Annotated in this window: 25 protein-coding genes and 1 pseudogene; 11 read left to right on the top strand and 15 right to left on the bottom strand. The window is 71.2% G+C overall.

What is annotated here, in order from left to right; translation table 11 throughout:
• Positions 1-73: 73 nt before the first annotated feature.
• The 3 genes from K2224_RS31360 to K2224_RS31350 all read right to left on the bottom strand — a co-directional run bounded on the left by K2224_RS31360 (position 74) and on the right by K2224_RS31350 (position 2,599).
• Positions 74-1,171 (bottom strand): M14 family metallopeptidase, encoded by a 1,098-nt coding sequence (locus K2224_RS31360; protein ID WP_221910572.1) that lies wholly within the window; start codon positions 1,169-1,171, stop codon positions 74-76.
• A 1-nt stretch (position 1,172) separates the two neighbouring features.
• Positions 1,173-1,505 carry a hypothetical protein gene (locus K2224_RS31355; RefSeq protein ID WP_221910571.1) on the bottom strand — a complete coding sequence of 111 codons (333 nt, stop codon included), beginning with the start codon at positions 1,503-1,505 and terminating at the stop codon, positions 1,173-1,175.
• Between the two features lie 209 nt (positions 1,506-1,714).
• Positions 1,715-2,599, bottom strand: coding sequence for a BTAD domain-containing putative transcriptional regulator (locus K2224_RS31350; protein ID WP_221910570.1), 885 nt, complete (start codon positions 2,597-2,599; stop codon positions 1,715-1,717).
• Positions 2,600-3,210: 611 nt separating this feature from the next.
• Here K2224_RS31350 and K2224_RS31345 point away from each other — a divergent pair.
• Positions 3,211-3,657 (top strand): glycoside hydrolase family 25 protein, encoded by a 447-nt coding sequence (locus K2224_RS31345; RefSeq protein ID WP_313904810.1) that lies wholly within the window; start codon positions 3,211-3,213, stop codon positions 3,655-3,657.
• 63 nt (positions 3,658-3,720) lie between these two features.
• Here the strand turns inward: K2224_RS31345 and K2224_RS31340 are convergent, their stop codons facing one another.
• From K2224_RS31340 to K2224_RS31330, 3 genes are all read right to left on the bottom strand, one after another.
• Positions 3,721-4,068, bottom strand: a complete 348-nt coding sequence (locus K2224_RS31340) for a hypothetical protein (RefSeq protein ID WP_221910569.1) — start codon at positions 4,066-4,068, stop codon at positions 3,721-3,723.
• Between the two features lie 140 nt (positions 4,069-4,208).
• Positions 4,209-4,871 (bottom strand): VC0807 family protein, encoded by a 663-nt coding sequence (locus K2224_RS31335; protein ID WP_260693579.1) that lies wholly within the window; start codon positions 4,869-4,871, stop codon positions 4,209-4,211.
• Positions 4,872-5,159: 288 nt separating this feature from the next.
• Complete coding sequence (locus tag K2224_RS31330; protein ID WP_221910567.1) at positions 5,160-6,083, bottom strand: NAD(P)-dependent oxidoreductase; 924 nt, start codon at positions 6,081-6,083, stop codon at positions 5,160-5,162.
• Between the two features lie 109 nt (positions 6,084-6,192).
• On the opposite strand from K2224_RS31330, the gene K2224_RS31325 reads away from it, so the two are divergent.
• Positions 6,193-6,792 (top strand): TetR/AcrR family transcriptional regulator, encoded by a 600-nt coding sequence (locus K2224_RS31325; protein WP_221910566.1) that lies wholly within the window; start codon positions 6,193-6,195, stop codon positions 6,790-6,792.
• An 89-nt stretch (positions 6,793-6,881) separates the two neighbouring features.
• Here K2224_RS31325 and K2224_RS31320 read toward each other — a convergent pair whose 3' ends face one another.
• Positions 6,882-7,319 (bottom strand): MarR family winged helix-turn-helix transcriptional regulator, encoded by a 438-nt coding sequence (locus K2224_RS31320; protein WP_221910565.1) that lies wholly within the window; start codon positions 7,317-7,319, stop codon positions 6,882-6,884.
• A gap of 193 nt (positions 7,320-7,512) precedes the next feature.
• Between K2224_RS31320 and K2224_RS31315 the strand changes: the two genes are divergently transcribed.
• The 3 genes from K2224_RS31315 (at position 7,513) to K2224_RS31305 (ending at position 12,503) form a co-directional block, all read left to right on the top strand.
• Entirely contained in the window at positions 7,513-7,782 is a 270-nt protein-coding gene (locus K2224_RS31315) for a GlsB/YeaQ/YmgE family stress response membrane protein (protein WP_221910564.1), read from the top strand.
• Between the two features lie 225 nt (positions 7,783-8,007).
• A complete protein-coding gene (locus K2224_RS31310; RefSeq protein ID WP_221910563.1) occupies positions 8,008-9,978 on the top strand; it encodes a translation factor GTPase family protein in 1,971 nt (656 codons plus the stop codon).
• A 302-nt stretch (positions 9,979-10,280) separates the two neighbouring features.
• Positions 10,281-12,503 (top strand): DNA/RNA helicase domain-containing protein, encoded by a 2,223-nt coding sequence (locus tag K2224_RS31305; RefSeq protein ID WP_221912056.1) that lies wholly within the window; start codon positions 10,281-10,283, stop codon positions 12,501-12,503.
• A gap of 140 nt (positions 12,504-12,643) precedes the next feature.
• Here K2224_RS31305 and K2224_RS41790 read toward each other — a convergent pair.
• Positions 12,644-12,745 (bottom strand): annotated as a pseudogene (locus K2224_RS41790) (ALF repeat-containing protein); the annotation flags it as partial.
• A gap of 304 nt (positions 12,746-13,049) precedes the next feature.
• Here K2224_RS41790 and K2224_RS31295 point away from each other — a divergent pair.
• Positions 13,050-13,460 carry a hypothetical protein gene (locus K2224_RS31295; protein ID WP_221910562.1) on the top strand — a complete coding sequence of 137 codons (411 nt, stop codon included), beginning with the start codon at positions 13,050-13,052 and terminating at the stop codon, positions 13,458-13,460.
• Between the two features lie 45 nt (positions 13,461-13,505).
• Positions 13,506-14,204, top strand: a complete 699-nt coding sequence (locus tag K2224_RS31290; protein WP_221910561.1) for a hypothetical protein — start codon at positions 13,506-13,508, stop codon at positions 14,202-14,204.
• Positions 14,205-14,292: 88 nt separating this feature from the next.
• Here K2224_RS31290 and K2224_RS31285 read toward each other — a convergent pair whose 3' ends face one another.
• Complete coding sequence (locus K2224_RS31285) at positions 14,293-14,478, bottom strand: hypothetical protein (RefSeq protein ID WP_221910560.1); 186 nt, start codon at positions 14,476-14,478, stop codon at positions 14,293-14,295.
• A 184-nt stretch (positions 14,479-14,662) separates the two neighbouring features.
• On the opposite strand from K2224_RS31285, the gene K2224_RS31280 reads away from it, so the two are divergent.
• Complete coding sequence (locus K2224_RS31280; protein WP_221910559.1) at positions 14,663-15,520, top strand: DUF2127 domain-containing protein; 858 nt, start codon at positions 14,663-14,665, stop codon at positions 15,518-15,520.
• 25 nt (positions 15,521-15,545) lie between these two features.
• On the opposite strand, the gene K2224_RS31275 is transcribed toward K2224_RS31280, so the two are convergent.
• From K2224_RS31275 to K2224_RS31265, 3 genes are all read right to left on the bottom strand, one after another.
• The gene (locus K2224_RS31275; protein ID WP_260693578.1) at positions 15,546-16,223 is read right to left on the bottom strand and encodes a triacylglycerol lipase; all 678 of its coding nucleotides are present in this window, start codon (positions 16,221-16,223) and stop codon (positions 15,546-15,548) included.
• Positions 16,224-16,510: 287 nt separating this feature from the next.
• Positions 16,511-17,869, bottom strand: coding sequence for an alkaline phosphatase (locus tag K2224_RS31270; RefSeq protein ID WP_221910557.1), 1,359 nt, complete (start codon positions 17,867-17,869; stop codon positions 16,511-16,513).
• A gap of 133 nt (positions 17,870-18,002) precedes the next feature.
• Positions 18,003-18,902, bottom strand: coding sequence for a hypothetical protein (locus K2224_RS31265; protein ID WP_260693577.1), 900 nt, complete (start codon positions 18,900-18,902; stop codon positions 18,003-18,005).
• Positions 18,903-19,246: 344 nt separating this feature from the next.
• Between K2224_RS31265 and K2224_RS31260 the strand changes: the two genes are divergently transcribed.
• Both K2224_RS31260 and K2224_RS31255 read left to right on the top strand, forming a co-directional pair.
• Positions 19,247-20,476 carry a sensor histidine kinase gene (locus K2224_RS31260; RefSeq protein ID WP_399021260.1) on the top strand — a complete coding sequence of 410 codons (1,230 nt, stop codon included), beginning with the start codon at positions 19,247-19,249 and terminating at the stop codon, positions 20,474-20,476.
• A gap of 312 nt (positions 20,477-20,788) precedes the next feature.
• Positions 20,789-21,352: an N-acetylmuramoyl-L-alanine amidase gene (locus K2224_RS31255; protein ID WP_221912054.1), complete on the top strand. Its 564-nt coding sequence runs from the start codon at positions 20,789-20,791 to the stop codon at positions 21,350-21,352.
• 76 nt (positions 21,353-21,428) lie between these two features.
• Here the strand turns inward: K2224_RS31255 and K2224_RS31250 are convergent, their stop codons facing one another.
• Positions 21,429-21,938, bottom strand: coding sequence for a hypothetical protein (locus tag K2224_RS31250; RefSeq protein ID WP_221910555.1), 510 nt, complete (start codon positions 21,936-21,938; stop codon positions 21,429-21,431).
• Between the two features lie 188 nt (positions 21,939-22,126).
• Complete coding sequence (locus K2224_RS31245) at positions 22,127-22,741, bottom strand: PadR family transcriptional regulator (RefSeq protein WP_398192937.1); 615 nt, start codon at positions 22,739-22,741, stop codon at positions 22,127-22,129.
• A 99-nt stretch (positions 22,742-22,840) separates the two neighbouring features.
• Here K2224_RS31245 and K2224_RS31240 point away from each other — a divergent pair, with 99 nt between their 5' ends.
• Positions 22,841-24,097, top strand: coding sequence for an FAD-dependent monooxygenase (locus tag K2224_RS31240; RefSeq protein ID WP_221910553.1), 1,257 nt, complete (start codon positions 22,841-22,843; stop codon positions 24,095-24,097).
• An 85-nt stretch (positions 24,098-24,182) separates the two neighbouring features.
• On the opposite strand, the gene K2224_RS31235 is transcribed toward K2224_RS31240, so the two are convergent.
• Positions 24,183-25,097 carry a LysR family transcriptional regulator gene (locus K2224_RS31235; RefSeq protein ID WP_221910552.1) on the bottom strand — a complete coding sequence of 305 codons (915 nt, stop codon included), beginning with the start codon at positions 25,095-25,097 and terminating at the stop codon, positions 24,183-24,185.
• Between the last annotated feature and the right edge of the window lie 73 nt (positions 25,098-25,170).

Below are 25,170 nucleotides of genomic sequence, written 5' to 3'. Positions count from 1 at the left end.
CGCCGGCCCGGGACAGCGCCCATGGCCGTATCTGTTGGCCGTATCTGTCGTATCCGGGGCAGCGTCGGTTCGCTCAGGCCGCCACGGTGGGCATCGCAACCGTGGACGGTGCCTTGACGCAGAACTGCGCGAGCCCCGCGTCGACGTCCTTGATGATGTTCTCCATCTCGTTCCAGGGCGGCTGGAACTCCGTGCCCCACTCGATGGTGTAGGCGAGGATCCGCTCCTTCGACGGGTCGACGAAGTGCCGGCCGTACGCGTAGTCGTCGCTGGTCCCGCAGGTGGGATACAGGTCGAAGCCCGACTTGGCGGTGTACGACCTGCCGCGGACGCCGTGCAGGCCGTCCCGGAAGTCCCGGGCGAGTCCGGTCTCGTGCTCGAAGTCGATCCCGGGGATGAACTCGCGGTACCGGGCGTCGTCGGCGTCCCCCCGCACTCCGTCGAAGGCATGGTTGAGGAAGTTCATCGACGGATTGTCGGACTGGTCCTGGTCGTCGCCCCAGACATAGAGGATGTCCTCCGAGAAGCTGTGCACGTCGATGAACCACCGGGTCCACGGAAAGGCGTCCAGCAGCCACCGGACGTTACGCGTCTCGGGCTCGGAGAACGGCCCCGGGCCGTGGTACAGCTGCGGGTCGCAGGGATCGGTCGACACCCGCACGCCCGCGGTGGGCGCGAAGGCCGTCGCGGCGTCGAAGAGGAAGTCGAAGTTGCGGTTGATGTCGACGCCCACACAGTCACCCTCGCCGTTCCCATAGGCCGGGTTGCGGTTCTTCCGCCACATCGGCTCGACGTCCTGGCTGTACCTTCGGCCGTCCGGGTTGACGAGCGGGAAGACCACGAGCTCCAGGTCGTCCAGCATCGCCTTCACCTGGGCCGCGGTGTACTTCTTCGCACCGTAGGCCAGTCCGGAGTGCGTGCTGTACGCCCTGAGCAGGTCGGCGGCGAAGAAGACCAGGATTTCGCAACTGCCCCATTCACGGGCGTGCACACCCCCGATGAGCACCACGCAGTCACGACTGCCGGCCGGAGCGGCACCCAGGCGGAGGGCACGACAGGCAACGCCTTCGACCGACCGCTCGGGCAGGTCGACCACCTCGCAGAGCGTCGGGTAGGCCCCCGACAGGTTCGTCAACGCCGAGTCGACCTCGGTGTTGTTGAGATACGACATCTCACCCTCCCGCCCCTTCGTCCTTCAGCAACTCCCCCAGCCCGTAAGGAACTTCGCGCGGGTCGGCGAACCGGTTGCCGTGCCCCACCTCCGCCTGGCGGGCCCGCCCGGTCTCGGTCGCGTCCCGGAGGACGTCCACGGCGACGCCATCGCGCGCCAGCCGTTCAGCTTTCCCCCGCGGCACGAACGCCTCGATGGTCAGCTCGGTCCCGGGCCCCGGGGTCTCACGGGGACGGCCGCCGATGTCCAGTGGCTCCTCCCGCAGCAGCCTGCGCAGTCGGTCGGCGTCGGCGGCGGTCACCCGCACATGCAGAATGTTCTCGCGCTCCGGCATGGCATCCCCTTCATGGCGTGCGGTGCCTGTCGTGGTGTGCAGTGCCTCAAGGCGTCGGTCTTCCTCCGGTGCCCCGATTCCGGCTCCACCGCCCTCACCGAGCGACCACGGTGTGCCATAACTTCATGGCCGGGCCGCACCGCACCGAGGCGACACGGACGGCCGCACACGTTTCCTGCTGCCTTGACGTCATCGTGGCCGATCCGCCGTCACCCGGACGTGACCGAGGCGTCATGCCGTGGCCGATCCGCGGTCGGCGCGCACCGGGCCGCCGCCGACCGGAGATCGGCGACGAGTCCGAGCAGCCGCGGCGTGGGACACAGCCCCAGTTCCGCCTGCAGCAGAGACCGGTAGCGCTGGAACTCGCGCAGGGCCTCGGACTGGTTACCCTCGGCGAGGTGTGCCTTGATCAGGACGGCCCGGGCGGTCTCCCGCAGCGGCTCGGCGCGTACCGCGGCACCGGCGGCCCACACGGCGTGGCCGAAGTGCCGGGCGTCGATGAAGCGGGCGGCCAGCGCTTCCAGGGCGTGCATCCGCAGCTGCCGCCACTCCTCGGCCTCGCGCAGCGCCCAGTCCTCGCACCAGCCGGGGAGCAGGTCCTGCGACAGCGCCTCGATTTCCGACGCCCCGAGTCCCAGGCACGCGTTGCCGCCCGGCGACACCACCGAGCAGTCGACGAGCAGCTGCGCGAGTGGCCTGAGATCCCGGAAGTCGACCCCCACACCACCGGCGAGCGCCAGTTCGGCGGGGCCCGCTTCCAGGAGGCGGCAGCCCGCACCGCGCAGACGGTTGAGCGCGGACCGCAGGGACGCGTAGGCCCGGCATTCGGAGGTGTCCGGCCAGAGGTTCTCGGCGACCACGCTCCGCGGCACCGCGCCGTAGTGCAGTGCGACGAAGGCGAGCAGACGCTCCGCGCCTGCGGGGATCCGCGCCGGCTCGCGGCCGGTGACCAGCCGGAAGCCGCCGAGCAGTTCGATGCGCGCGTCGTCGTCGCGGACCGGGGGCGATCCGTGGTGCGCTTCGCCCGCCTCGGGCGGACACACCGCCGGGGCCTGGCGCGCTACACCGAGTTCCGTCCCGGTACTGCGGCTCATCGCCTCCGCATCTCCTGAGGGCCGGCCGGACACTCCGATCGGGGCGCGGGCTCATACGACCCGTGGGAGCCACAGATGGCCGGGTCATATGCCACGCCCTTTTCCTGCTTCCATCCTGCGTGCGTCGCCCGCCCCTGTCGAGCGCTCCACACCACGGCACACCTGGCCCGGAAAACCCCCGACGGCAATAATTTCCGCTTCAACCGGAGTCCCGGGGCACCGCCACCGAAAAGGCCGCACGCCCACCGGGCGAGGGCCGCCACCGGGCAAAGGCCGGCAACTGCCCCACTCCGGCGACCAATCCACAACCAGGTGATCCAGATGCCGCACCCGCACCGCCGCGAGATCATGAAAAGGACCTATGCCCCCCGGCGCTGCGACGCCCCCTCAACGCCACGGCGCGCATCCGCATGCCGTCGCCCACCGGGACACCGACCGGGGCCCGGTGCCCATACAGCAGTATCCGGCGCAGCACTCGACAGGGAACACCCGACCATGAGCGTCAAAGGAATCGACGTATCGTCAGCCCAGTCGGAGAAATACCCGACTTCCGGCAGCGATTTCGTGTTCATCAACATCACGGAGGGCACCACCTACATAGACCCCAGTGGGTGGCCCAGCGAAAGGCCGCGCGAAACGCGGGCCTGGTGACCGGCCTCTATCATTTCGCCCGGCCGGGACCGGCCGCCGCCCAGGTCAACTACTTTCTCTCGAAAATCGATCTGGTCGACGGGGACATTCTGATCCTCGACTGGGAGGACGCCCGCGTCTCGAACACCTGGAAGGACCCCTGGCTCAAGCAGGTGCAGCAGCACACCCCCGGCCACAAGACGATCCTGTACTGCAACCGGGACTCCTGGCTGAACCGCGACACCACGTCCTTCGCCGCAGACGGACTGTGGATCGCGCAGTACAACAACAGGCCCGGCCGGCCGGACATCCAGTGCCCATGGCTGTTCCATCAGTACACCGACCAGCCCCTCGACACGAGCATCGGCGACTTCCACGGCGGGGCGGCACTGCGCACGTGGTCCCGCCATATCGCCGTCCCCGCATGACAGCCGACCGCCGGCGGGCCCGAAGGGCCACGCCGGCGGTTGATCGATCGCGGTGTCCGCAGCTCAGTCCGCGTCGACGCGGAGGGAGCCGAAGCGCTTCAGCTTCTTGTGCATGCCGGGGCCGAGTTCGGCCACCGGCTTTCCAGCGCAGTGCCGCCCGGCGTAGAAGTGGGCGGTCTTGCGGACCAGGGAGAGGTTGGAGGTCAGGCCCTCGCCGGCGATGGCGTAGCACTGGCCGGGCTCGGGCTGCTTGAGGACCTGTGCCTTCCCCTTCGGGGTGGTGTAGGTGATCATGCCGAGGTCGGCCGCACCGGCGGCCGCCGCCGACATCATGACCGCGCCGACCGCGAGCGAGAGCGCCGCGCGCACCCGTCCGCGCAGACGCCGACCACCACGTACGACTGAGTTCATCAGGGACTCCAGTTGAGAGGGGGAGCAGGTTGTCGACGAGTCCAACGACGGACCGGCCACACCGTGTCGGCCGCGTCAACCCACCCGCTCCCCAGTCCCCCACCGCCTCGCCGACCTGCGTCGGAGGCCGCACGCCCGGATCACGTCCGCACCGCGCCGTGCGCCACGCGTGCCGGGGCCCCGGCGTCGGCCGGCGTCCGCAGGCCGAACAGCGGGAGGCCGTGCCGGTCGCGGAAGGCACGGCTGCGACGCACCGTCAGCACCACCACCGCGCCGAGAATCGCAAAGGACTGGATCTTGCCGATCACCGGTACCAGGTCCACCGGCAGTGCCAGTGCGGCCACCGTGCTCAGCGCGGCATCGAGCAGCTGGGCACCGCCCCAAAGGAACGTCAGCCCCCGCAACGCGGCCCGGAATTCCGGGAGTTCACGCCAGGCACGTTCGGCCGCCGACCTGCCCGCGGAGCCTGCCAGTCGGCACCCGAAGTGGTACGGGAAGGGCCGGGCCGCGAACAGGCTGCCCAGGATCCACAGCCCCAGAGCGGCGGGCAGGGCCGCGTCCTTCAGCAGCAGGAGCCGGGGGCTGCCGCCGACCGCCGACAGTCCCGCGGACACCGCCAGCAGCCCCACCACGAGCAGGTCGAAGAAGTCGACTCGACGACGCACCAGGGCGGTGCCCAGCGCATGCACGGCCGGGAGCACTCCGCTCAGCAACAGCGCCTGCCACTGGGCGACGTCCTGCGCCCGCAGCACGTAGTACAGGACCAGCGGCAGCACGATGTTGACGGTCAGCGATACACCCATGGCGCGTCCCCGCCGCGCACCACGCCTGTCCTCGGTTTCCACGACGGCCTCCAACGGTCCGGCGCCGGGCGGTCCGGCGCTTCGGTGACCTGAACCGACGCTAGGAGCCGGGCGGGTGGAGAAGCATCGGCCCGCGGGCCGGACCCGTCGGGCCGGGCCTCCACCCGCCCGCTCCACCGCCGGGTGGAGAGCCGCCAGATGGAGAACCGCCGGGTGGAGAACCGCCGGCCCGGGCGCCACCCACCGTCGGCGCTCACCGCCCTCCCTCATCTCGCCCGCATCCCTCCCTCAACCCTTCTTCATCAGTTCCAGCAGGCTGGAGAAGCTGTCCGCGCCGTGTCCGGCCTGGACGCCGCGCCGGAAGAGCTCGACGACGGCGGTGGGCAGTGCGGTGTCGACGCCCGCGTCGGCGTTGGTGTGCAGGACGTGTTCGACGCTGGCCAGGCCCATCGCCAGGCGGTCCACGTCGCCCTGGTGCCGGCCCGCGTCGATGCGCTCGGCGTAGAAGGCGAAGAAGCCCGGCAGCGACTGCGCCGTCTCGGTGGCGTGCTGGAGGATCTCGGACGCGGGGAGGCCGTTGGCGTCGGCGAGGGCGAGTGCCTGCCAGTAGCCGAGCATGGAGGTCCAGAACATCACCATGCCGATCTGGTAGTACAGCGCCGCGATTCCGGGGTCCTCGCCCCGGTAGTCGGTCCGGCCGGTGACCACTTCGAGCGCGGGGCGGTGGGCGTCGAACACCGCGCGCGGCCCGCTGTAGAAGGTGGCGGACTCCGGGCGGCCGATCCCGGACGGCGGGACGGTGACGCCGCCGGTGAGCTGGACGGCACCGTGGTCGGCGGCCCAGCGGGCGGCGGCCCGGGCCTTCTCGGGCGTGTCCGAGCTGAGGTTGACCAGCACCCGGCCCGCCAACGCGGCGGTGGCCGGCTCCAGTACGGCGTACATCGCCTCGTAGTCCGTGAGGCTGAGGATCACCAGCTCGTTGGCGGCGAGGGCATCCGCCACGCCCGCTGCGAGGGTCGCGCCGCGGGCCACCAGGGCGTCGGCGCGGGCGGCCGTGCGGTTCCAGACGGTGACCTCGTAGCCCTGGTCGAGATAGGCGTCGGCCATCGCCTGGCCCATCGGTCCGAGCCCGATGACGGTGACCGACCGCCGGTCGGCGGCCGCGCCCTTCGCGGTGTTCTCGCCGGTGCCGGTGCTCGTGTTGCTGCTCATGGGAAATCCTTCCGCCCCTCACTAAAACGAACGCTCTATTTAGCGCGTGCCGAGAACGTACCACACCACTAGAACGAGCGCTCTACTCACCAGTGGGTACGGTGGCACCATGCAGACCAGCACCCGGGACCGGATCATCGTCACCGCAGCCCGCCTCCTCCAACGGCAGGGCTATGTCGGCACCGGCATCAAGCAGATCGCCCAGGAGGCGCAGGCCACCCTGGGCTCCGTCTACCACTTCTTCCCCGGCGGCAAGGAGACCGTCGCGGTCGCCGCGATCGAGCACAGCAGCCGGGAATTCGCCGCACTCCTGAAGAGCGCGCTGGACGCCGAGCCCGATCCGGCGGCGGCAGTGGACGCCTGCGCCGGTCAACTCGCCGAAGAACTAAGGGAGTCGGGCTGGATCGAGGGCTGCCCGGTCACCGCGGCGGCCCTGGAAACGCTCGGCACCGACTCGCCGATCCAACAGGCGTGCGCGGCGGCCCTGCACGACTGGGAACAGCTTGTCCGCGACAAGCTGCTGCGCAGCGGCCTGCCCGCCCGGGACGCCGGGGAACTGGCCACCACCATCATCGGCGCCCTGGAAGGTGCCGAGGTCACCGCGCAGGTCACCCGCAGCGAGGAACCCCTGCGCACGGTCGGCCGTCAACTGGCGCGCCTGGTGGGCACGTACGAACGATCCGCTCGGCCTGCGAGCGGGCGGGACTGAGGCCGCGCGGGACCGGATCGGCGCGTGCGCGACGGCTCCGGCCCGGGTTCGGACCGGTGCCTGTCCGAGCGGTCGGCGGGGCCGTCGCGTCAGAGGCTGTCGCCCAGCCGCTCGATCAGCGGGGCGGCCGCCTTCAACGTCGCCAGCTCGGCGCCGGTGAACTGCTCCTCGATGGCCTTCGCCAACTGCCTGGCCCGGGCGTCCCGCTTGTGCCGCAGCACCTCGACGCCGACCTCGGTCAGCGACATGATGATCCGCCGGCCGTCGTGCGGATCGCGCCGGCGCTCGACGAAGCCGCGCTCCTCCAGCACGCCCAGGGTGGTCCCCATGGCCTGGGACGTGATCTGCTCGGCACGGGCCAGCTCGGCCGCCGTGGCCGGGCCGCCCCGGTCCAGCCGCGCCAACGCGGCGCGCTCGGGCAGCGAGAGCTCGCCGGGTGCCTGGAGCTGGCGCAGGCGCCTGGCCAACAGACCGATGCTTCCGTAGAGCGCGCCGGCCAAGTCCTCGACGTCCGAGCCCTGAGTCATGGCCGTAAGCCTATGGTTGAGCAGGTCAGGCAATCAACCGAGGTTGACGGACGCACCGGGCCTGTGCGCAGGGCACCGCCCGCGCCCCGTCCCGTCACGCGTTTGCAGCAGGCCGGCGTGAAAGCCGTCGCCGCGGGAACCAGTCTTTACGCATCGAGAGAATCGAAAGAATCCCTGCGGAGAGGTTGCGGACATGGGAATTCTCGCCTGGGCCCTGATCGGCCTGCTCGCCGGTGCCATCGCCAAGGCCCTGATGCCCGGCAAGGACCCCGGCGGCTGCCTGATCACCATGCTGATCGGCATCGCGGGCGGCCTGCTGGGCGGCTGGCTGGGGAAGGTGATCTTCGGGGTCCACTCGATCAACGGCTTCTTCCATCTGTCGACGTGGATCGCCGCCATCGTCGGCTCCCTGATCGTCCTGCTCCTCTACCGCCTCACCCTGGGGCGCCATCACGCGCGCTGACCGCGCGTCCGAACGGGCACAGACCGATACACCGCAAGGGCCGGACGGCACGGCGCCGTCCGGCCCTTGCGCGCGGACCGGGAAAATCAGTTGCCGACGCCGCCCTGAGGCCACCAGGCTGTTCGCCGGCCGATCGTCCACAGAGCGGGAGCACCCCCATGCGCCGATTCCTCGAAAACCCCCAGCGCCCCTACCGGACGGTGAATTTCGAGGACTTCGGCACCCATGCACATCCAGCACACCCTGAACATCGGCATCCTGGCCCACGTCGACGCGGGTAAGACCAGCCTGACCGAGCGCCTGCTGTTCGACACCGGCGCCATCGGCCGGCTCGGCAGCGTCGACGCCGGCGACACCCAGACCGACACCGGCCTCATCGAGCGGCAGCGCGGCATCACCGTGCGCTCGGCGGTGGCCTCCTTCACGGCCGGCACCACGCAGGTCAACCTGATCGACACCCCCGGGCACTCCGACTTCGTCGCCGAGGTGGAACGCGTCCTCGGCGTCCTGGACGGCGCCGTGCTGGTGCTCTCCGCCGTCGAGGGCGTCCAGGCGCACACCCGTGTCCTGATGCGGACGCTGCGGGACATGCGGCTGCCGGTGCTGCTCTTCGTCAACAAGATCGACCGGGTGGGCGCCCGCGACGACGCCCTGCTCGCCGACATCCGGCGCAAGCTGGTCCCGCACCTCGTCCCGATGACGACGGTACGGGAGCTCGGCACGCCGTCCGCCCGGGCGCTCTCGCCCGCGCTCGACGACGACCCGGAGTTCCGCACCCGGGTCGCCGAGGCGCTGGCCGAGATCGACGACGCACTGCTGGCCCGCGTCGTGGACGGCCCGTACCCCTCGGCCGACGAGCTGCGCACCGCACTCGCCGCACACACGCGGAACGGCACCACCCACCCCGTCCACTTCGGCTCGGCGCGCAGCGGAGCGGGCATCGGTGCGCTGATCGACGGGATCACCGGCCTGCTCCGGCCGGCACCCGCCGGTGGCGACACGACTCCGAACCGCGCGGCGCCACCGCGCGGCACGGTCTTCGCCGTCGAGCGCGAACCGTCCGGGAAGAAGACCGCCTGTCTGCGCCTGTTCACCGGCACGCTGGCCGCGCGCCAACGGGTGGCCCTCCATCGCAACGGCCCGGACGGCGCTCGACTGACGCACCACGGCCAGATCACCTCCCTCCACGTCGTCGGACGGCGCCACGGCGGCGACGGCACGCGGCAGTTGACGCCGGGCAACATCGCAAAGATCGGCGGTCTGGCGGAGGTACGGGTCGGCGACCGGCTCACCGATCCGGCGGGCCTGGACGACGGCCCACGCCCGCCGCGCTTCCCCGCCCCCACCCTCCGGACGCTGGTCCGCCCCCGTGAGGCGGCGCCCGGCGCGGCGTCCCGGCTGCACGCGGCCCTCCAGCACCTCGCCGAGCAGGACCCCCTCATCCACGCCGACGCCGGACCCGACGGCGCCACGACGGTCCTGCTCTACGGCGAGATCCAGAAGGAGATCCTGGCGGCGACGCTCGCCCACGACTTCGGGATCGAGGCCGTCTTCGAGCCCACCAGGACCGTCTTTCTGGAACGGCCGGTGGGCGTCGGCGAGGCGACCGAGGAGATCGGGCGGCGGGTCCCCGCCCCGAGCGGCTTCTGGGCCACGGTCGGGCTGCGCGTCGAGCCCGGGCAGCGCGGTTCCGGCGTCGCCTTCCGGTACGAGACCGAGCTGGGCGCCCTCCCGCACGCCTTCCACACCGCCATCGAGGAGACGGTGCATTCCGCGCTCCGCAGCGGCCCGCGCGGCTGGTCGGTCACCGACTGCGCCGTCACCCTGACCCGCTCGGGCTTCGTGGGCCCGCTCAGCACGGCGGGCGACTTCCGGGGCCTGACCCCGCTGGTGCTCCGGCGGGCCCTGGACGACGCCGGGACGCAGCTCTACGAGCCCTGCCACACCTTCGACGTGGACATCCCCCTCGACACCCTGCCGGCCGTCACCTCGTGCCTCACCGGGCTCGGCGCGGAACTCTCGGAGACCGCGGGCGGTACGACGTCATGGCTGGTCAAGGGCATGATCCCGGCCAGCGGGGTGCGCACCGCCGAGCACCGGCTGCCGGGGCTGACCCGTGGTGAGGCGCTGTGGTGGTCCCGGCCCGACGGAGACCGGCCGGTCGGCCGCCCGGCCGCACGGACACCGGGGCGCTGACCCGCCACCCGAGCGCCTCGCACGAGGGGGAGCTCCCGCACGGCCCGGTCGCCGGCCAGACGCCGGCGGCCCGGCCGGGGAGCCGGTAGACCGACCGGGAGCCGGGCAGCCGGGAATCGGGCAAAAGAAAAACCCCGTCGCAATACGATGCGATCGGGGATTGACAGTGGGGGGATTTCTCCACGTATATTGAGCGTTTGCATGTGCCGAGAAAGCGACTCAAGGGGCCATTCATAAAGTGCAACCCAAACCCTCACTGCTGCACAGCATATTCGAGCGGAGTTGAATTGTCAAACGAGGAATTGCGTAAGGAGCAGGAATTCGTGGACCTGCTCCACGAACGCCTCGACGCCCTGCGGTCCGGGGCGCGGTCGGCTATGGACGAAGCCCTCCCGCACGCCGGGGGCACGTTCCAGGCACGTCTGGAACGGGATGTGCTGGTCGCCGAACAGGCCGAACTGCTGGCCGGCTTCGAAGCCGGGGAGCACGGGCTGTGCTTCGGCCGACTGGCCTTCCGGGACGGCCGCGACCACCACATCGGCCGGATCGGCATCCGGCGCGACGACGCCGACCGCACTCCGCTGGTCATCGATTGGCGGGCCGACGTCGCCCGCCCCTTCTACCTCGCCACCGGGCACACCCCGATGGGACTGCGGCGCCGGCGCCACCTGACCACCAAGGGCCGCCGGGTCACCGCGCTGCACGACGAGATCCTCGACCTCGCCGACTCCGAGCGCACCGGACACGAAGGGGCCGACGCGGACGCCGTCCTGCTGGCGTCGCTGGACGCGGCCCGCACCGGCCGCATGCACGACATCGTGCAGACCATCCAGGCCGACCAGGACCGCATCATCCGCGCCCCGCACGACGGCGTCCTCGTCGTCGAAGGCGGTCCGGGCACCGGCAAGACCGTCGTGGCGCTGCACCGGGCCGCGTATCTGCTGTACGCACACCGCGCGCAGCTCGCCCGGCGCGCGGTGCTGATCGTCGGACCCAACCCGGCGTTCCTCGGCTACATCGGCCAGGTGCTGCCCTCGCTCGGCGAGACCGGTGTGCTGCTGGCGACGCCCGGGGAGCTGTTCCCCGGCGTGACCGCCACCGGCACCGACACGCCCCGCGCGGCCGAGGTCAAGGGCGGCGCGGCGATGGCCGACGCCCTCGCGCGGTCCGTGACCGACCAACAGTCCCTCCCCGACCCGGTCCTCGTCATCGACCACGAGGACGGCGAACTGCATCTGGACGCGACGATCGCGGCGGAGGCCCGCCGGCAGGCCCGGGCCACCCTGCTGCCGCACAACCTCGCGCGCCCGCACTTCGCCTTCCACGTGATCGACGCACTCACCGCACAACTCGCCGAGCGGATCGGCGCCGACCCCTACGGCGGCCCCAACCTCCTCGGCCCGGACGACATCGCCCAGTTGGGCAAGGCCATCGCCACCAGCGGCGCGGTGCACGGCGCCATCGAGGAGCTGTGGCCGTCCCTCACCGCGCAGCAGCTGGTCGCCGACTTCCTCGCCGAGCCGGTCCATCTGCCCGACGCCGACGCGGCCGCGATCCGCCGCACCGGCGGTGCCTGGACCCCGGCGGACGTCGCGCTGCTGGACGAGGCCGCCGAACTCCTCGGCGAGGACGACTCGGCCGTGCGGGCCGCCGCCGAGGCCGAACGCCAGGAACTCATCGCCTACGCACAGGGCGTGCTGGACCTCTCCTACGGTTCGCGCACCCAGGAGTTCGAGGACCGGGACGACGAGGACTCCGAGGTGCTGGCCGCGCACGACCTGATCGACGCCGACCGGCTCGCCGAACGTCAGGAGGAGGCCGACCACCGCACCGCCGCCGAACGCGCCGCGGCGGACCGCACCTGGGCCTTCGGCCACATCATCGTCGACGAGGCGCAGGAGCTCTCGCCGATGCTGTGGCGGCTGCTGATGCGCCGTTGCCCGACCCGTTCCATGACCCTGGTCGGCGACCCCGCGCAGACCTCGGAACCGGGTGGCTGCGGTGCCTGGGAGAGCATCCTGACGCCGCACGTCGGCGAACGCTGGGAACACGTCCGACTGGGCGTCAACTACCGTACGCCGACGGAGATCATGGAGGCCGCGGCGGAGATCCCCCGGTCCCTCGACCCGTCGTTCGTGCCGCCGAAGTCGATCCGTTCGACCGGCGTCCACCCGTGGGCCCGGCGCACCGACGACCTGCCGGCGGCCGTCGCCCAAGCCGTGGCCCGCGAAGCGGAAGGCGACCACGGGGGCCGGCTCGCCGTGATCGCCCCGCGTGAGCGCTGTGCCGCCCTGGCGGCCGCCCTCCCGACGGCCTCCGCCGGCCCGGCCCCCGACCTCACCAACCCGGTGGTGATACTGGACCCGCGCCAGGCCAAGGGGCTGGAGTTCGACACGGTGCTGGTGGCCGAACCTGGGGAGTTCGGGGCGAGCGATCTGTATGTCGCGCTCACGCGGGCGACGCAGCGACTGGGCGTGCTCCACACGGGGACGCTGCCGCGGAGCCTGACCGCGCTGGCGGGCTGACCCGGCACCGGCGCCCTGCCGGCCACGTGGCGCGTACTGTGCGGGCCCTCACCGACCGGGTGGTGCGAGGAGGGCCCGGACGGTGCGTCAGTGGCCGGCCGAGGTACGGCGGCGGGCGGCGGCCACAGGCCGACCTCCAGGAAGTGGCGCACGGCCTCCGGGCCACCGTCGAGCGCCAGCTGGGCCTCGCGGTACAGCCCCTTGCCGATGTTCTTGTCCGCGAGGATCCTCAGGATGGCCATCCGGTCCTGGTCGGCGGCCGCGTCACCCTGCCCGGCCGACTTCCCCGACTCCGGCGCCGCGGTCGGCGGCAGCCGCCGGCGAGGAGAACAGAACGGCCGGTGCTATCGCAGCGGCCGCGACAACGGCCGAAACGCGAGCCATCTTCACTCAGTACACCCACTTGCCCAAGAAATGACCAAAAACTGTCATCGGCAGCGTAAAGCAGACGTAAGGTGACGTGATCAGCCGGGTAGGCGCACGGTGCGGCGGCTTCCCGCCGCGTCGAATGCCCACACCGTCGGACAGGCCATGGAGGAGAAAAGGATGACCAGTCACCCCCGCCGCACCCTTCACTCCGCCCTCATCGGCGCCCTGGCGGTCGCCTCATGGGGTGCCGCCACCGCGCCGGCCTCGGCCAAGTCCTCGCTCTCCTTCGCCGCCGGCCCGCACTCGGTCGGCCAGGGCGGACTCGTCCGCGCAACCGCCAGGGCGAGCGACGACAACTCCACGTTCAACAGGGTCTGCGTACAACAGCGTTGGGCGGCCACTGCCTGGCACAACGTGGCGTGCTCCAAGCCCGCCCGCCACGCCGGGGGCGCCGTCAACGCCACCCTGCGCGCCAAGCAGCGCGGCCACCTCCAACTGCGCGCGCTGCTCCTCGAAGGCCGATCCCCCCAGGACAAGCACCCCAGGACGCGCTCGATCTCCCGCCCCGTGACCGTCACGGTCCGCTGACGGACCAGGGGATCCCCACACACCCGCAAGTGAAATACTCTCGCTATGTCGGTTTCTGTACAGGTCCATCGGGATCGCGGCACAGCTCACGAGTTGTGGTCCGACGACCGGACGTGCGCGGTCGCGGTGGCGCGGCAGGCGGGCTCGGTCGTCGGCTCGCTCGCGGTACTGGACTTGGGCGCGGACGATCCCGATCTCCGGTTCGTGGGGGTGGCCGAGGGGTCCGCGGAGGCTCGGGTGCCCTTGGTGGAGGCAGCGGCGTCGGTGGTGCGGGACGCCGGTGGCCGCACGCTTCGTTGGGTCGAGGAGACCGGCGAGCTGTCCCTGACCGCCGCTGCCGCCCTGGAACGGTTGGGAGCGACCGCCGGGGACGAGGTCCATCGCTGGTGGCGGAGGGAGTTGCCGACGGCGCCGGAGCCCGCACCTGACAGCCGGGGGCGCAAGTCATCGGCGGCCGGGGGTGCCCCGTTCCGGGTGAGCATGGGTGATGCCTGGTGCGATGTGGAGGTGGACGGCGACCGGGCGGTGCTGGTGCACGACCGACAGGAGGAAGGGACCGCCGACGCACTGGCGGCACTCATGTCGTTGGCGTTGCGTCGGGTGACGACCGAATCCCCGGGAATCCGGGCAGCGGAGACCTGCCTGGCGCCCGGGGACGACACCTTCGAGACGGCTCTCCTCTCGCTCGGCTTCGCCCCGACGACCCGACGCGCCGTCGAATACCATCTGACGCCGGACACCTGACGAGACCGGCCGACCCTCACCTCAACTCTCCGCAGACCATGCCCAGTTGACTTGATTTCAGACTGTGGTCCGGCCGGGGCGGCGTGTCCTAGAGTCCATTGCCACCGAAGGTGGGGCCGGTGGCGGGGGCGGAGGGCCGGTAGTGGTCGATGAGGCCCGCGTGCTGGTTGGCCCGGGCGGCGCGGTGGGCGTCGGGGTGGTCGAGCCGGGGGCGTCGCCCGTGCAGGACGAAGCCGGCGATGCGGGACATCAGGCGGCCGAGTTCGGCTTTCATGTGGTCATCCTCCATCCGCAGTTCGATCGTTCCAGCGTAAGCGATACGTTCCGGCCGTACGCGCCGCTTCCGTGCCGTTCCCCGGATCGCCGGCCACCGTGGCGGAAACTGGCCCCGGGCACGCCATGCGGTTCCCACCGCAGGCACCCGCAGGAGCAGGCCCCCGGTCACGACGGAGGAACGCATGGCGGAGGAGAACCGCAACGCGCCGGCACCGGTGCCCGGAACGGGCGGCGACAAGCGGCGGTTGCGCTACGAGCTGCTGAGCTGCGCACTGCACGGTCACCGCCTCGAAGGCGTGGGGGCGCAACGGGTACGGCCCGGCGACGGCTTGCTGGTCCGGGAGGACCGGGACGGACTGCGCTGGCACCGCTGTCTGCGGTGCGATGCCTGGGTACCGGTGACCGGGCAGACACCGACCGACCGTCCGTACCCGCCGGACCGGCACGAGATCGCTCTCCCCCTGCGCGGCAAGCCGCTGCGCGACCGCTATGTGCTGCGCCTGATCGCGCTCGACCGGCTGCTGCACTTCGTGGTGCTCGGGGCACTGGCGACCGGCATCTTCGTCTTCGCGGACAAGCGTGCCAGCCTCCAGGCGCCGTTCTACCGGTTCATGGATCTGTTGCAGAACGGTGTGGGCGGGACCGGCGGCGTCTCCCACGGCGGGCTGCTCGGCGAGGTGGCCAAGGCGTTCGCGGTGCGCTCCTCGACGTTGTGGCTGATCGGGCTGGTGATCGCCGGCTACGCAGTGCTGGAGGGCGTAGAGGCGATCGGGCTGTGGTTCGCCAGGCGGTGGGCGGAGTACCTCACGTTCGTCGCCACCACCGTGCTGCTCGCCCCGGAAGTCTACGAGTTGCTGTCCCGGGTGACGGTCACCAAGGTCCTCACCCTGGTCATCAACCTCGCGGTGGTGATCTATCTGCTCTTCGCCAAGCGGCTGTTCGGCGTGCGCGGCGGCGGCCGCGCGGAGGCCGCCGTACGGGAGCGGGACGTCAGTTGGGAGGCGCTGGAGCGGATGCCACCGGGTCGGGCGGCGGGCTGATTCCGCAACCAGAGGGCTCACGCCATCAGTCGGAGTCCAGCGCCGTCCGCACCTCCGTCGCCACCGTCTCGTCCGTCAGCAGCTCGTTGTGCTTCAGGCACGGCGCCTCGATGTTGTCGGCCCCGGCCAGTGCCGTACTGGTCACGGGCGCGATCTGCTCGTCGCAGCGCGAGTGGACGGTGGTGTAGTGGACCGGGCCGGGCGTCTCCGTCCCCTCGTTGAGCCTGGTCACGACATAGGAGCCCGTTGTCATGTCCCGGCATCCCTGGTCGTACGGGGCGCAGAGCCAGGCAAGTTGCGTGCCGTGGTTGGGGCCGGCCAGGGACACCCAGTGGTGGACCTTGGTCGCGCCGGAGCCGAACTTGACGTACCAGCGGGTGGTGAGGCTGCCGAGGCTGTGAGCGACGATGTCCACCTGCGATGCGCCGGTCCGGCGCAGCACCTCGTCGACGTATGCCTGGAACTGCGGGGCGAGGGTCTCGTTGGCGGACTGTGCGGTGTCGTAGTCCCAGGCGAAGAGCCGGCCCGCGGGCCTTCCGGCCGCGGTGAACCGGCTGATCATGCTGTCCCAGACACCGGGGCCGGCGTTGCGGCCGTGTACGAAGATCACCGGGCGGTCGGCGGCGGCCGGCGCCCGCTCCGGCACGGCCGCGGCCGGCGCGCTCGCCGCCACGACGGTCAACAGCGCTGACAGGACTGGCACGGTGGGACGGCGCACTGGGGACCTCCGCGGCGGTGACGAACGGGCGGTGCGGGCGACGTGTGTGGGGCGTGGCGCGGAGGGTGGGCGTGACTCCGCGAGGGGAATTCTCGTCCGGCGAAGGGCCGCCCAAACGTACGTCCGCGGCCACGGGTGAGGGGAGGCCGGGCGACGGCCTCCCCTCACCATGCGACCCCATGCGACCCCATGCGAGCCCACGCGAGCCGACGCGGACTGACGCTCCGTCACCGCCAGCCCACCGTCGCGTCAGCGCGACATCACCGCAACGCTCACCGCAGGCCCAGTGCCGAGCGGATGGTGGTGAACAGGTCGGTCTGGTTGGTCACGCCGAGGACCCGGTACGCCTGCGGGCCCTGGGCGGCGATCCGCACCTGGGTGCCGGTGTGCTCCTGCGACTTGCCCGGGGTGTTGGTCGAGTAGTTGACCTTCAGCCGCTGGCCCTCGTTGGTGACCAGCGTCGAGGACAGGCCGGGCGGGGTGGCCTCCAGGGGCACGATCTGGCTGGTGTGGCCGTGGTCGGCGGTGGTCACCACGAGCGTGTCCGGGTGCTTGGCGGCGTAGTCGCGGGCCACCTTCACCGCACGGTCGAAGGCGGCCGTCTCGCCGATCTGGCCGCAGGGGTCGGCCGCGTGGTCCTGCTTGTCGATCGACGCGCCCTCGATCTGGAGGAAGAAGCCCTTCTTGGCGTGCTGCTGCTTGGCCTCCAGCAGCTGGATCGCCTTGGCGGCCGAGTCGGCCAGGCTCGGAGTGGCCGACGGGCGGGCGGAGTTGGCGGTCACACACCGCTGCGGGTCGGTGCCGCCGACCGCCGCCGGCCTGCCGGTCCACTCGGTCGGCACGTTGCCCGGCGCGAACAGGCCGAGCACCGGCTTGCCCGCCTTGACGCCCTTCATACCGGCGCCGTCGGTGACGACCTGGTAGCCCAGCTTCCGGGCCTGCTCGGTGACGGTCAGCCCGCGGTACGGCCCCTCGGTGATCTTCTGGTCGAAGCGCTGCCTGCCACCGCCGAAGAGGACGTCCACCTTGTGGTTGACGGACTGCTCGGCGATCGAACCGGGACCGCCCTTGGCGATGGTGTCGCTCGGGCACTTGGCCATGTCGCCGGGGCCCTGGCAGGAGCGGTCGGTGGCGTGCGAGGCGAGCACCGCGGGGGTGGCGTCGGTGAGTTCGGCGGTGGTGACGCTGCCGGTGGCGTAGCCGTTCTTCTGGGCCAGTTCGAGGATGGTGGGGACGGCCTTGTCGGTGTCCGGGGTCTTGGATATCCGGCCGTTCACCGTCTTCCTCCCGGTCGCCCAGCCCGATCCGCTGGCGGCGGAGTCGGTCACGTAGTCCGGTGTGCCGTCGGCGTGGACCGCGTAGGTCGTGTAGGAGCCGGTGAGCGGGAAGGCGTCCATGTTCAGGCGGCCGTTGGCGCCGACCACGTAGTCGCGGGCGAGCGTGATCTCGGAGTCCCCCATACCGTCACCGATCAGCAGGATGACGTTCTTGGCCTTGCCGCCCTTGATGGCGTGCTGGGCCTGCTGCCTGGTGTCGGAGGCCCCGGCCGTGGTGGTCACGGCCGCGGCGGCCGCCGTGGCGGCAACCAGGGCGGTGGCGGCCACGACGCGACGGCGGGAGGGTCTGTGCATGGAACGTCTCCTTGCGGATCCGGGGAACGCGGACTTTTCGTCCAACGCGCCCCAGCCCACCAGCCGTTGGTGAACCGGAGGTGACGCCGCACCGGCTTCTCCGCAGCCGGGACGTAACCGGTTCCGCCGCAGGTCAGCCGCCCTGCGCCAGCAGGTCCCGCAGGGCCGCCAGCACATCGGCGGTGTCGGCGGCGGGCGGGGCCTGCACCGCCGCCTTGGTGCCGTAGTCGGAGTAGTCCGCCGTGGACTTGACGGTGCCCTGAGGGGTCTTGACGTCCACGGCCATCTTCACGGGGTAGTCGTGGCCGTTGACCCAGACGTCGTAGTCGTAGCTCTTGATGCCGGACTTCTTGACGTTCGCGACGAGCTTCTCCCGTTGCTCGTCGGTGAGGTGCTTGACGGACTTGAGCGAGGCGAGGCCGTCCTCGACGGCCAGCGAGCCGCGGTAGTGCTCGGCGCGTTCGCCGTTGACCTCGCCCGTGCCCAGGTGCTTGACGTCCGGCGAGCCGAGCAGCAGCGCGAGCTGCTGCGCCGGGTCCTGGTTCATGTCGTCCAGGCCCGCGGTGACCTGCCGCATCAGTGCGTTGTCGCCGGACTGAGCGGCGGCGGCCCGCAGATCGAACTTGCCCCAGCGCTTGCCGCCGAACGCCTCGGAGGGCTTGCCCAGATCGACGTAGACGGTGTCGTCGAGCCACACCATGTGCGACTTCTCGGCACCGTCCGACCTGCCGCCGAGCGGGCTCTCGCTCATGGTCACGTCCATGACCATCGGGTCCCACCCCATGACGCCGGACAGTTTCGTCTCGCCGCCGTCCGGCAGGCCCGCCGGCATCGACATGCTCATCGTGACCTTGGCCGACTTCGCCGCGGCGGTCTTCCGGTACGCGGCGTCGAGCGCCTGCACCGGAGTGCGCTCGGCGCTGCGGCCCGGCCCGTCGGCCTTCCCGGAAGTCTGCTGGCAGCTCGCCACGCCCGCCAGTGCGGCCACGGCCACGAGCGAGGCACCGGTGCGCCGTGCGACCCCCTTCTGCATGCCCACCCCTGTGTATCCGTATGTCCGCTTATGGCAAGTACAGCACGCACAGTAACGCATTGGCCTGACATTTATCGAAAACGATGGCCGGGCCCCGTACCCATCGGGGCCGCAACGAGCTGAAGTCGTCGCCTCACAGCCACCACGCTCCCCTTGCTTACTGCCGATTTACGGGCTCTTTGAGCACTATGGGTGCGTCTTGGCAACTTTCGTGTGCCTCAGGACACCTGAGGAAGAACCAGAGGACCACCGTGCGCCCACCCGCCATCCCGTCACCCGCCCCCCGTACCCGCGCGGCAGGGGCATCGGAGCTGACCACCGTGGCGAACTCCCCGCACACCGCCGTGCCGCCCCGTCCCGTCGTCGCGCAGGCCCCCCGCGTCCCGCTGCCCGATCCGCGCCGCCCCGTGCCGTGGCTGCGGCCCACCATCCGGATACGGCTCACGCTGCTCTACGGCGGCATGTTCCTGATGGCCGGTGTCGTCCTGCTGGCGATCATCTACTTCCTGGCGGCCGAGACCCTCAAGGAGGGCACCCCGGACTTCCGGGTCTTCGGCACCAACCTCCGGGTCAGCAACGTCAACTGCCCCGTCCTGCCGACCTCCGGCACGGTCGGCGAGATCAACGCGGCGATCAGCAGCTGCGTCCAGGACCAGCGCTCGCTGGCGCTGAGCCAGTTCCTCAACCGTTCGTTGCTGGCGTTGTTGGGTTTGACGATCGTGGCGTTCGCGTTCGGTTATGCGATGGCGGGGCGGGTGTTGTCGCCGTTGGGGCGGATCACGCGGACCGCGCAGCGGGTGGCGGGGTCGGATCTGCATCGGCGGATCGAGTTGGGGGGTCCGGATGACGAGCTGAAGGAGTTGGCGGACACCTTCGACGAGATGTTGGACCGGTTGGACCGGGCGTTTGAGTCGCAGCGGCGGTTCGTCTCGAATGCCTCGCATGAGTTGCGGACGCCGTTGGCGATCAATCGGACGTTGTTGGAGGTGCAGTTGTCCGATCCGCAGGCGTCGCCGGAGGTGCAGCAGCTGGGGCGGACGTTGTTGGCGACCAATGAGCGCAGTGAGCAGTTGGTGGAGGGGCTGCTGTTGCTGGCGCGTAGTGAGAACAAGATCGTGGATCGGCGTCCGGTGGATCTGTCGGAGGTGGCTTCGCAGGCGGTGGATCAGACGCGGGAGGAGGCGCAGGGCAAGGGGGTGCAGCTGCGGGGGGTGCGGCAGCAGGTGTCCGTGCAGGGCAACGGGGTGTTGTTGGAGCGGATCGCGTTGAATCTGGTGCAGAACGCGGTGCGCTACAACATCCCGGAGGGGGGTTGGGTGGAGGTGTCCACCGAGCCGCAGCCGGGGAGTGCGGTGCTGGTGGTCTCCAATACGGGGCCGGTGGTGCCGGCGTATGAGGTGGAGAACCTCTTCGAGCCGTTCCGTCGGTTGCGCACGGAGCGGACCGGCAGCGACAAGGGGGTGGGCCTGGGGCTGTCCATCGTCCGCTCGGTGGTCCGCGCCCACGACGGCACCATCACCGCCGAACCCCGCGAAGGCGGCGGCCTCGACATGCGCGTCGTCCTCCCCCTCTGACACCGACCACGACGGCCCCGTACGACCGCTGGAGGGGTCATACGGGGCGGATGCCCGATGCCCGGCCCGCCCCGAAGATCCGCTTGCCGCCGTGGCCGCCATGCTCCGTGTCGGAGCCCGCACCCCGGACAGGTCGCGGGTAGTTTTCGGGGCGGCAGTCACCCGTTCCCCATGTGTCAGAGCCGGGGTCAGGATCAGGCGTTGAGGCCGGAAGGAGCGTTCCACGGTGCGTCCGCGCTTCTCCCCCGGGCCGCGGGGGCAACGGTGAACGGTGCAAAGCCCGCGCTCAGCCGACGGCATCTGGTGACAGGCATGGCCGCGCTCGCCGCCACCAGCGCCTGTGCCGGCTCCGGCACCGCTCCCAACCCCGGCGCCGGTCGCACGGCGTCGGGCTATCCACAGGCACAGTGGGTCCCCGCCGACATCACCAACTACACCCCCGCCGACCGGCCGGCCAGTCATCCGGTCCGGATGGTGATCGTGCACGTCACCCAGGAGACGTTCCCCGACACCCTGATGCTCTTCGGCCGCCCCGGCTACCGTGCCTCCGCCCACTACACCGTGCGCTCCGAGGACGGCCACCTCGCCCAGTCCGTACGGGAGCACGACGTTGCCTGGCACGCCGGGAACGTCAGCTACAACTGGGGCAGCATCGGCGTGGAGCACGAGGGGCGGGTCGACGAACCGCGGTGGTTCACCGCCGCGCTCTACGAGCGGTCGGCGGCCCTGACCGCCGCGATCTGCCACCGCTACGGCATCCCGGTCGACCGCCGCCACATCATCGGCCACAGCGAGGTCCCCGGCGCCGACCACATCGACCCCGGCCCGCTCTGGGACTGGCCCCGCTACATGCGCCTGGTGGCCGCGGCGTTCTGATCGGCGCGGGGTGAAGGCCGATGGGCCTGGCAGGTCGGTGGCGGCCGGCGAGGCCGGTCGCCGGGCCCGCCGCCGGTCAACGGTTGCCGTTGAAGTAGACGATGTCCCAGTGGGTGCCGCGCCGGCTGACTTCGCGTGCGTAGACGTTGCCCGCAGGCGACTTGTACGTCTTCGCCTGATCGCCCGGCCGCCGGCCCGCATAACGGAAGTGGCCGGCGATGTACCCGTCCACGCACGGGGTCACACGGACATCGACCTTGTAGCCGTTCCAGTGGCTGTACCTGCTGGACCGGTGCCCCTTCTCCGTGCCGGCGGTGACGGTCACCGCGCACCGGCTCGCCCGCTTGAACGCGATCACGCCCGCGACGGTGGACCTGTTGATCCGGTCGAAGGACGTGCAGGTGCGGTTGTTGCGGTCGCTGCACCGGCCGGACGAGGTCCAGGCGACACCGGCCTTTCGGAACTGCAGCGCCGCGGCGGCATGCGTGTACTTCGCCGGCGCGGCGGTCACGGTGGGCGCGGCTCCGACGAGCAGTCCGGCCGCCGTCAGCAGGGACGCGCCTACGGTGGGCTTGCGCAAGGTCATGCTGCATCCTTTCGGAGCCGATCACGGACCTCTGCACCCTGCCCGATGCCGGCGACGACTCCAACGGCGCGGCCAGGGGCGCACGACGGCACCGGACGCGCTGCCCACCACCCACGCGCCGCCGCTTCGCCCACGGCGCGGGGTGGTGTCGCCCCGTTGTTCGGCGGTCCGTCTCTTCGGAGCCCCGTTTATTCGGAGGAGGGCGGGGGCGCGTCCGCGAACGCCGCCAGCATCTCCGGCGACCAGGTCAGACTGCCGTCCCGCAGGTCGCCGATCACCCCGCGGAGCCAGCGCTCCTCGGCGCCGAGGACGGCGAGCAGGTACTCGTTCTCGATCAGCGTGATGCGCGGGAGTCCGGGCGGGACTTCGGCGTTCTGGCGCTCCAGCCCGGTGCGCTGCGCCGCGATCCGTTCCAGCCGCCGCTCCAGGATCGGCGCCACCTCGTCCGGGCCGAGCATCAGCATGTTCGACAGTGCCACCGGGAAGACCGGGAACTCCGCCTTGGGCACCGACAGCATCTGCTCCAGCCACTCCCGTGTGACCGCCCGCCCCTCGTCGGTGACCTCGTAGACGGTCCGCTCGGGGTACTGCTGATCGCGCTCGGTGTGCCGGACGGTGATCAGCCCGCCGGCCTGGAGCCGCTCGATGGTGCGGTAGAGCCCGGCCCTTTGGCCGACGTTGACCACCTGCTCCTTTCCCCACTGCTTGAGCAACTGCTGGATGCCGTACGGGTGCAGCGGCCGGTGGTGCAGCAGCACCAGAACGGTCAGGCCGAGCGGCGAGCTCTTCACAGAGGCGTTCATGCAGGTCATGGTAGTCACCAGCGGAACTAGTTGCAGTGAGACTAGTTTCTTTGCAACTATGAGCGCCACAGCAACTCACGCGTTCTCCCTGGAGGGGATATGGACGACAACGGGGGTTCCGGCGCGCTCGATGGGCGTGGTGGGCTCGATGGACGTGGCGGGCCCGGCGGGCACGACGCCGGGGTGCGGACGGCGCTCGTCGTCGGCGGCGGGGTGGCCGGACCGGTCGCGGCGCTCGCGCTGCGCAAGGCAGGCATCGCGGCGACGGTCTACGAGGCGTACCCGACCGCCTCGGACGGGATCGGCGCCTGGCTGGGCCTGGCGCCGAACGGACTGGCGGCACTGGCGACGGTCGGCGCCGACGCGGCGGTGCGGGCGGTGGGACAGCCGGTCCCCGGTTCGGTGATGGCGGACGGCGCGGGGAACCACCTCACCCGCTTCGACGGCTTCCCCGAACTCCCGGCCACGATGACCATGCCGCGCGACCGCCTGTTCCGGGCCCTGACCGATCACGCACTGGCCGAGGGCATCCCGTTCACGTACGGAAAGCGACTGGTCGGCGCCGAGGAGACGGCCGACGGCGTCACCGCCCACTTCGCGGACGGCACCTCCGCCACCGCCGACCTGCTGATCGGCGCCGACGGCATCCGCTCCACCGTCCGCACGGTGATCGATCCCCAGGCGCCCGCGCCCGAGTACGGCGGAGTGCTGAGCTTCGGCGGCTACGCGGCTCCGGACAGCGAGATCGAGATCGAGTGCGAACCAGGCACGATGTACTTCACGTTCGGCCGGGCCTTCATGGGCTACTGGCGAGGTCCGGACGGGCGGCTGATCTGGTTCGGCGGACTGCCCGCGGACGTCCCGCCGAGCCGGCGGGAACTGGCGCGGGTGTCCGGCGCCGAGTGGCTGGACAAGCTGCGCGACCTGTACGCCGGCCATGTCCCGGGCGAGTGGATGCTCCGGCACACCGACCCGGACTCGCTGATGGCGGTCGGCCAGATGGAGCGGATGCCGTCCGTACCGCGCTGGCACCGCGGACGGATGGTGCTGGTGGGCGACGCCGTGCACGCGCCCTCCTCCAGCTCCGGGCAGGGCGCCTCACTGGCCATGGAGAGCGCGGTCGAACTGGCCCGCTGTCTGCGCGATCTCCCCACGCACGGCGAGGCGTTCGCCGCCTACGAAGCACTGCGGCGCCCGCGCGTGGAGGCGATCGGCCTGAACGCCGCGGCCGTCAACAAGGTCAAGGCGGGCAAGAGCGAGGCACCCACGGGGGCGCTCCCGGCGCCCGAGGAGATGTTCCGGGCGCTGCACTTCCACCGGATCCCGTGGGAGGAGAGGGTGGCCCGGGAGGCGTAACCGGTGAGCGGCGACGGGTGACGGGCGACGGCTGAATGGCGTCGGGTGGCTGGTCGGCCGTAGGGCCGAGGCCGGTGGGGGCCGGTCACCCGTCGCCGTCGGCGACTGCGACCGCGTCCAGGCAGGCGCGGACCGGTGGGCTCTGTGCTCGGGTGGGCCAGGCGGCGCGGATGTCGCGGCGGAGAGCCGGGCGGGTGGGGAGGAAACGCACGCCGGGCGGGGTGGGGCACCGGGACATGTCGGGCGTGAGACAGGCCGCCAAATTCCGGGCGACCAGGGCGAGTTGGGTGAGGTGGTCGGTGAGGAGATAGCGGATGTCGGGCTCGATGCCTCGGGTGCGGAGCGTCTGGACAAGGGCCTCGTACGCCTCGGTGCCGGGTGGGCAGCAGGCCCAGGCGGTGCCGGTGAGGGCGGCGAGGTCGGTTGGGGAGGTGAGGTCGACGGCGGTGTGGTCGGCGAGCGGATGGTTCTCGGCGAGGGCGACGTAGACCTCTTCGCTGATGACGGTGCGAAGGGTGATGCCCTCGGGGACGGCGAGGGGGCGGGTGGTCCAGCTCTCGACGAGGAGGAGGTCCAGTTCGCCGTGGACGAGACGGGGCAGCAGGTGGATCGCCTCACCGTCGACGACGGTGGGGGTGAGCCGGGGGTGCTCGGCGGTGAGGGCGGCGAGCGCGTCGGGCAGCAGGGTGCGTACCGCACTGCCGACGCCGCCGATCCGGAGGGGGCCCAGCACCTCGTTCCCGAGGTCCGCCAAATCCGCCTGGGCTGCGACGAGTTGGGAGATCAGGAGGTCGGCATGCGCGGCCAGGACGCGGCCGGCGTGGGTCAGGCGGACGCTGCGGCCGTGCGGTTGGAGGAGGGCATGGCCGGCTTCGCGTTCCAGCTTGGCCAGTTGCTGGGAGACCGCGGAGGGCGTCATGTGCAGGGTGCGGGCGGCCCGGGCGATCGATCCGTGGGCAGCGACGGCGGCCAGCGCGCGGAGCCGGTCGATGCTGAACACCTTAGGAATGCTACCGATTACCAGGCTTGAATCATTGCTTTTTGTTTATGGTCCGGCCAGGCACAGTGAGTTG

The sequence above is a fragment of the Streptomyces sp. BHT-5-2 genome, assembly GCF_019774615.1.
In the GTDB taxonomy this organism is placed as follows: domain Bacteria; phylum Actinomycetota; class Actinomycetes; order Streptomycetales; family Streptomycetaceae; genus Streptomyces.
This window is presented reverse-complemented; position numbering and strand designations above follow the sequence as displayed.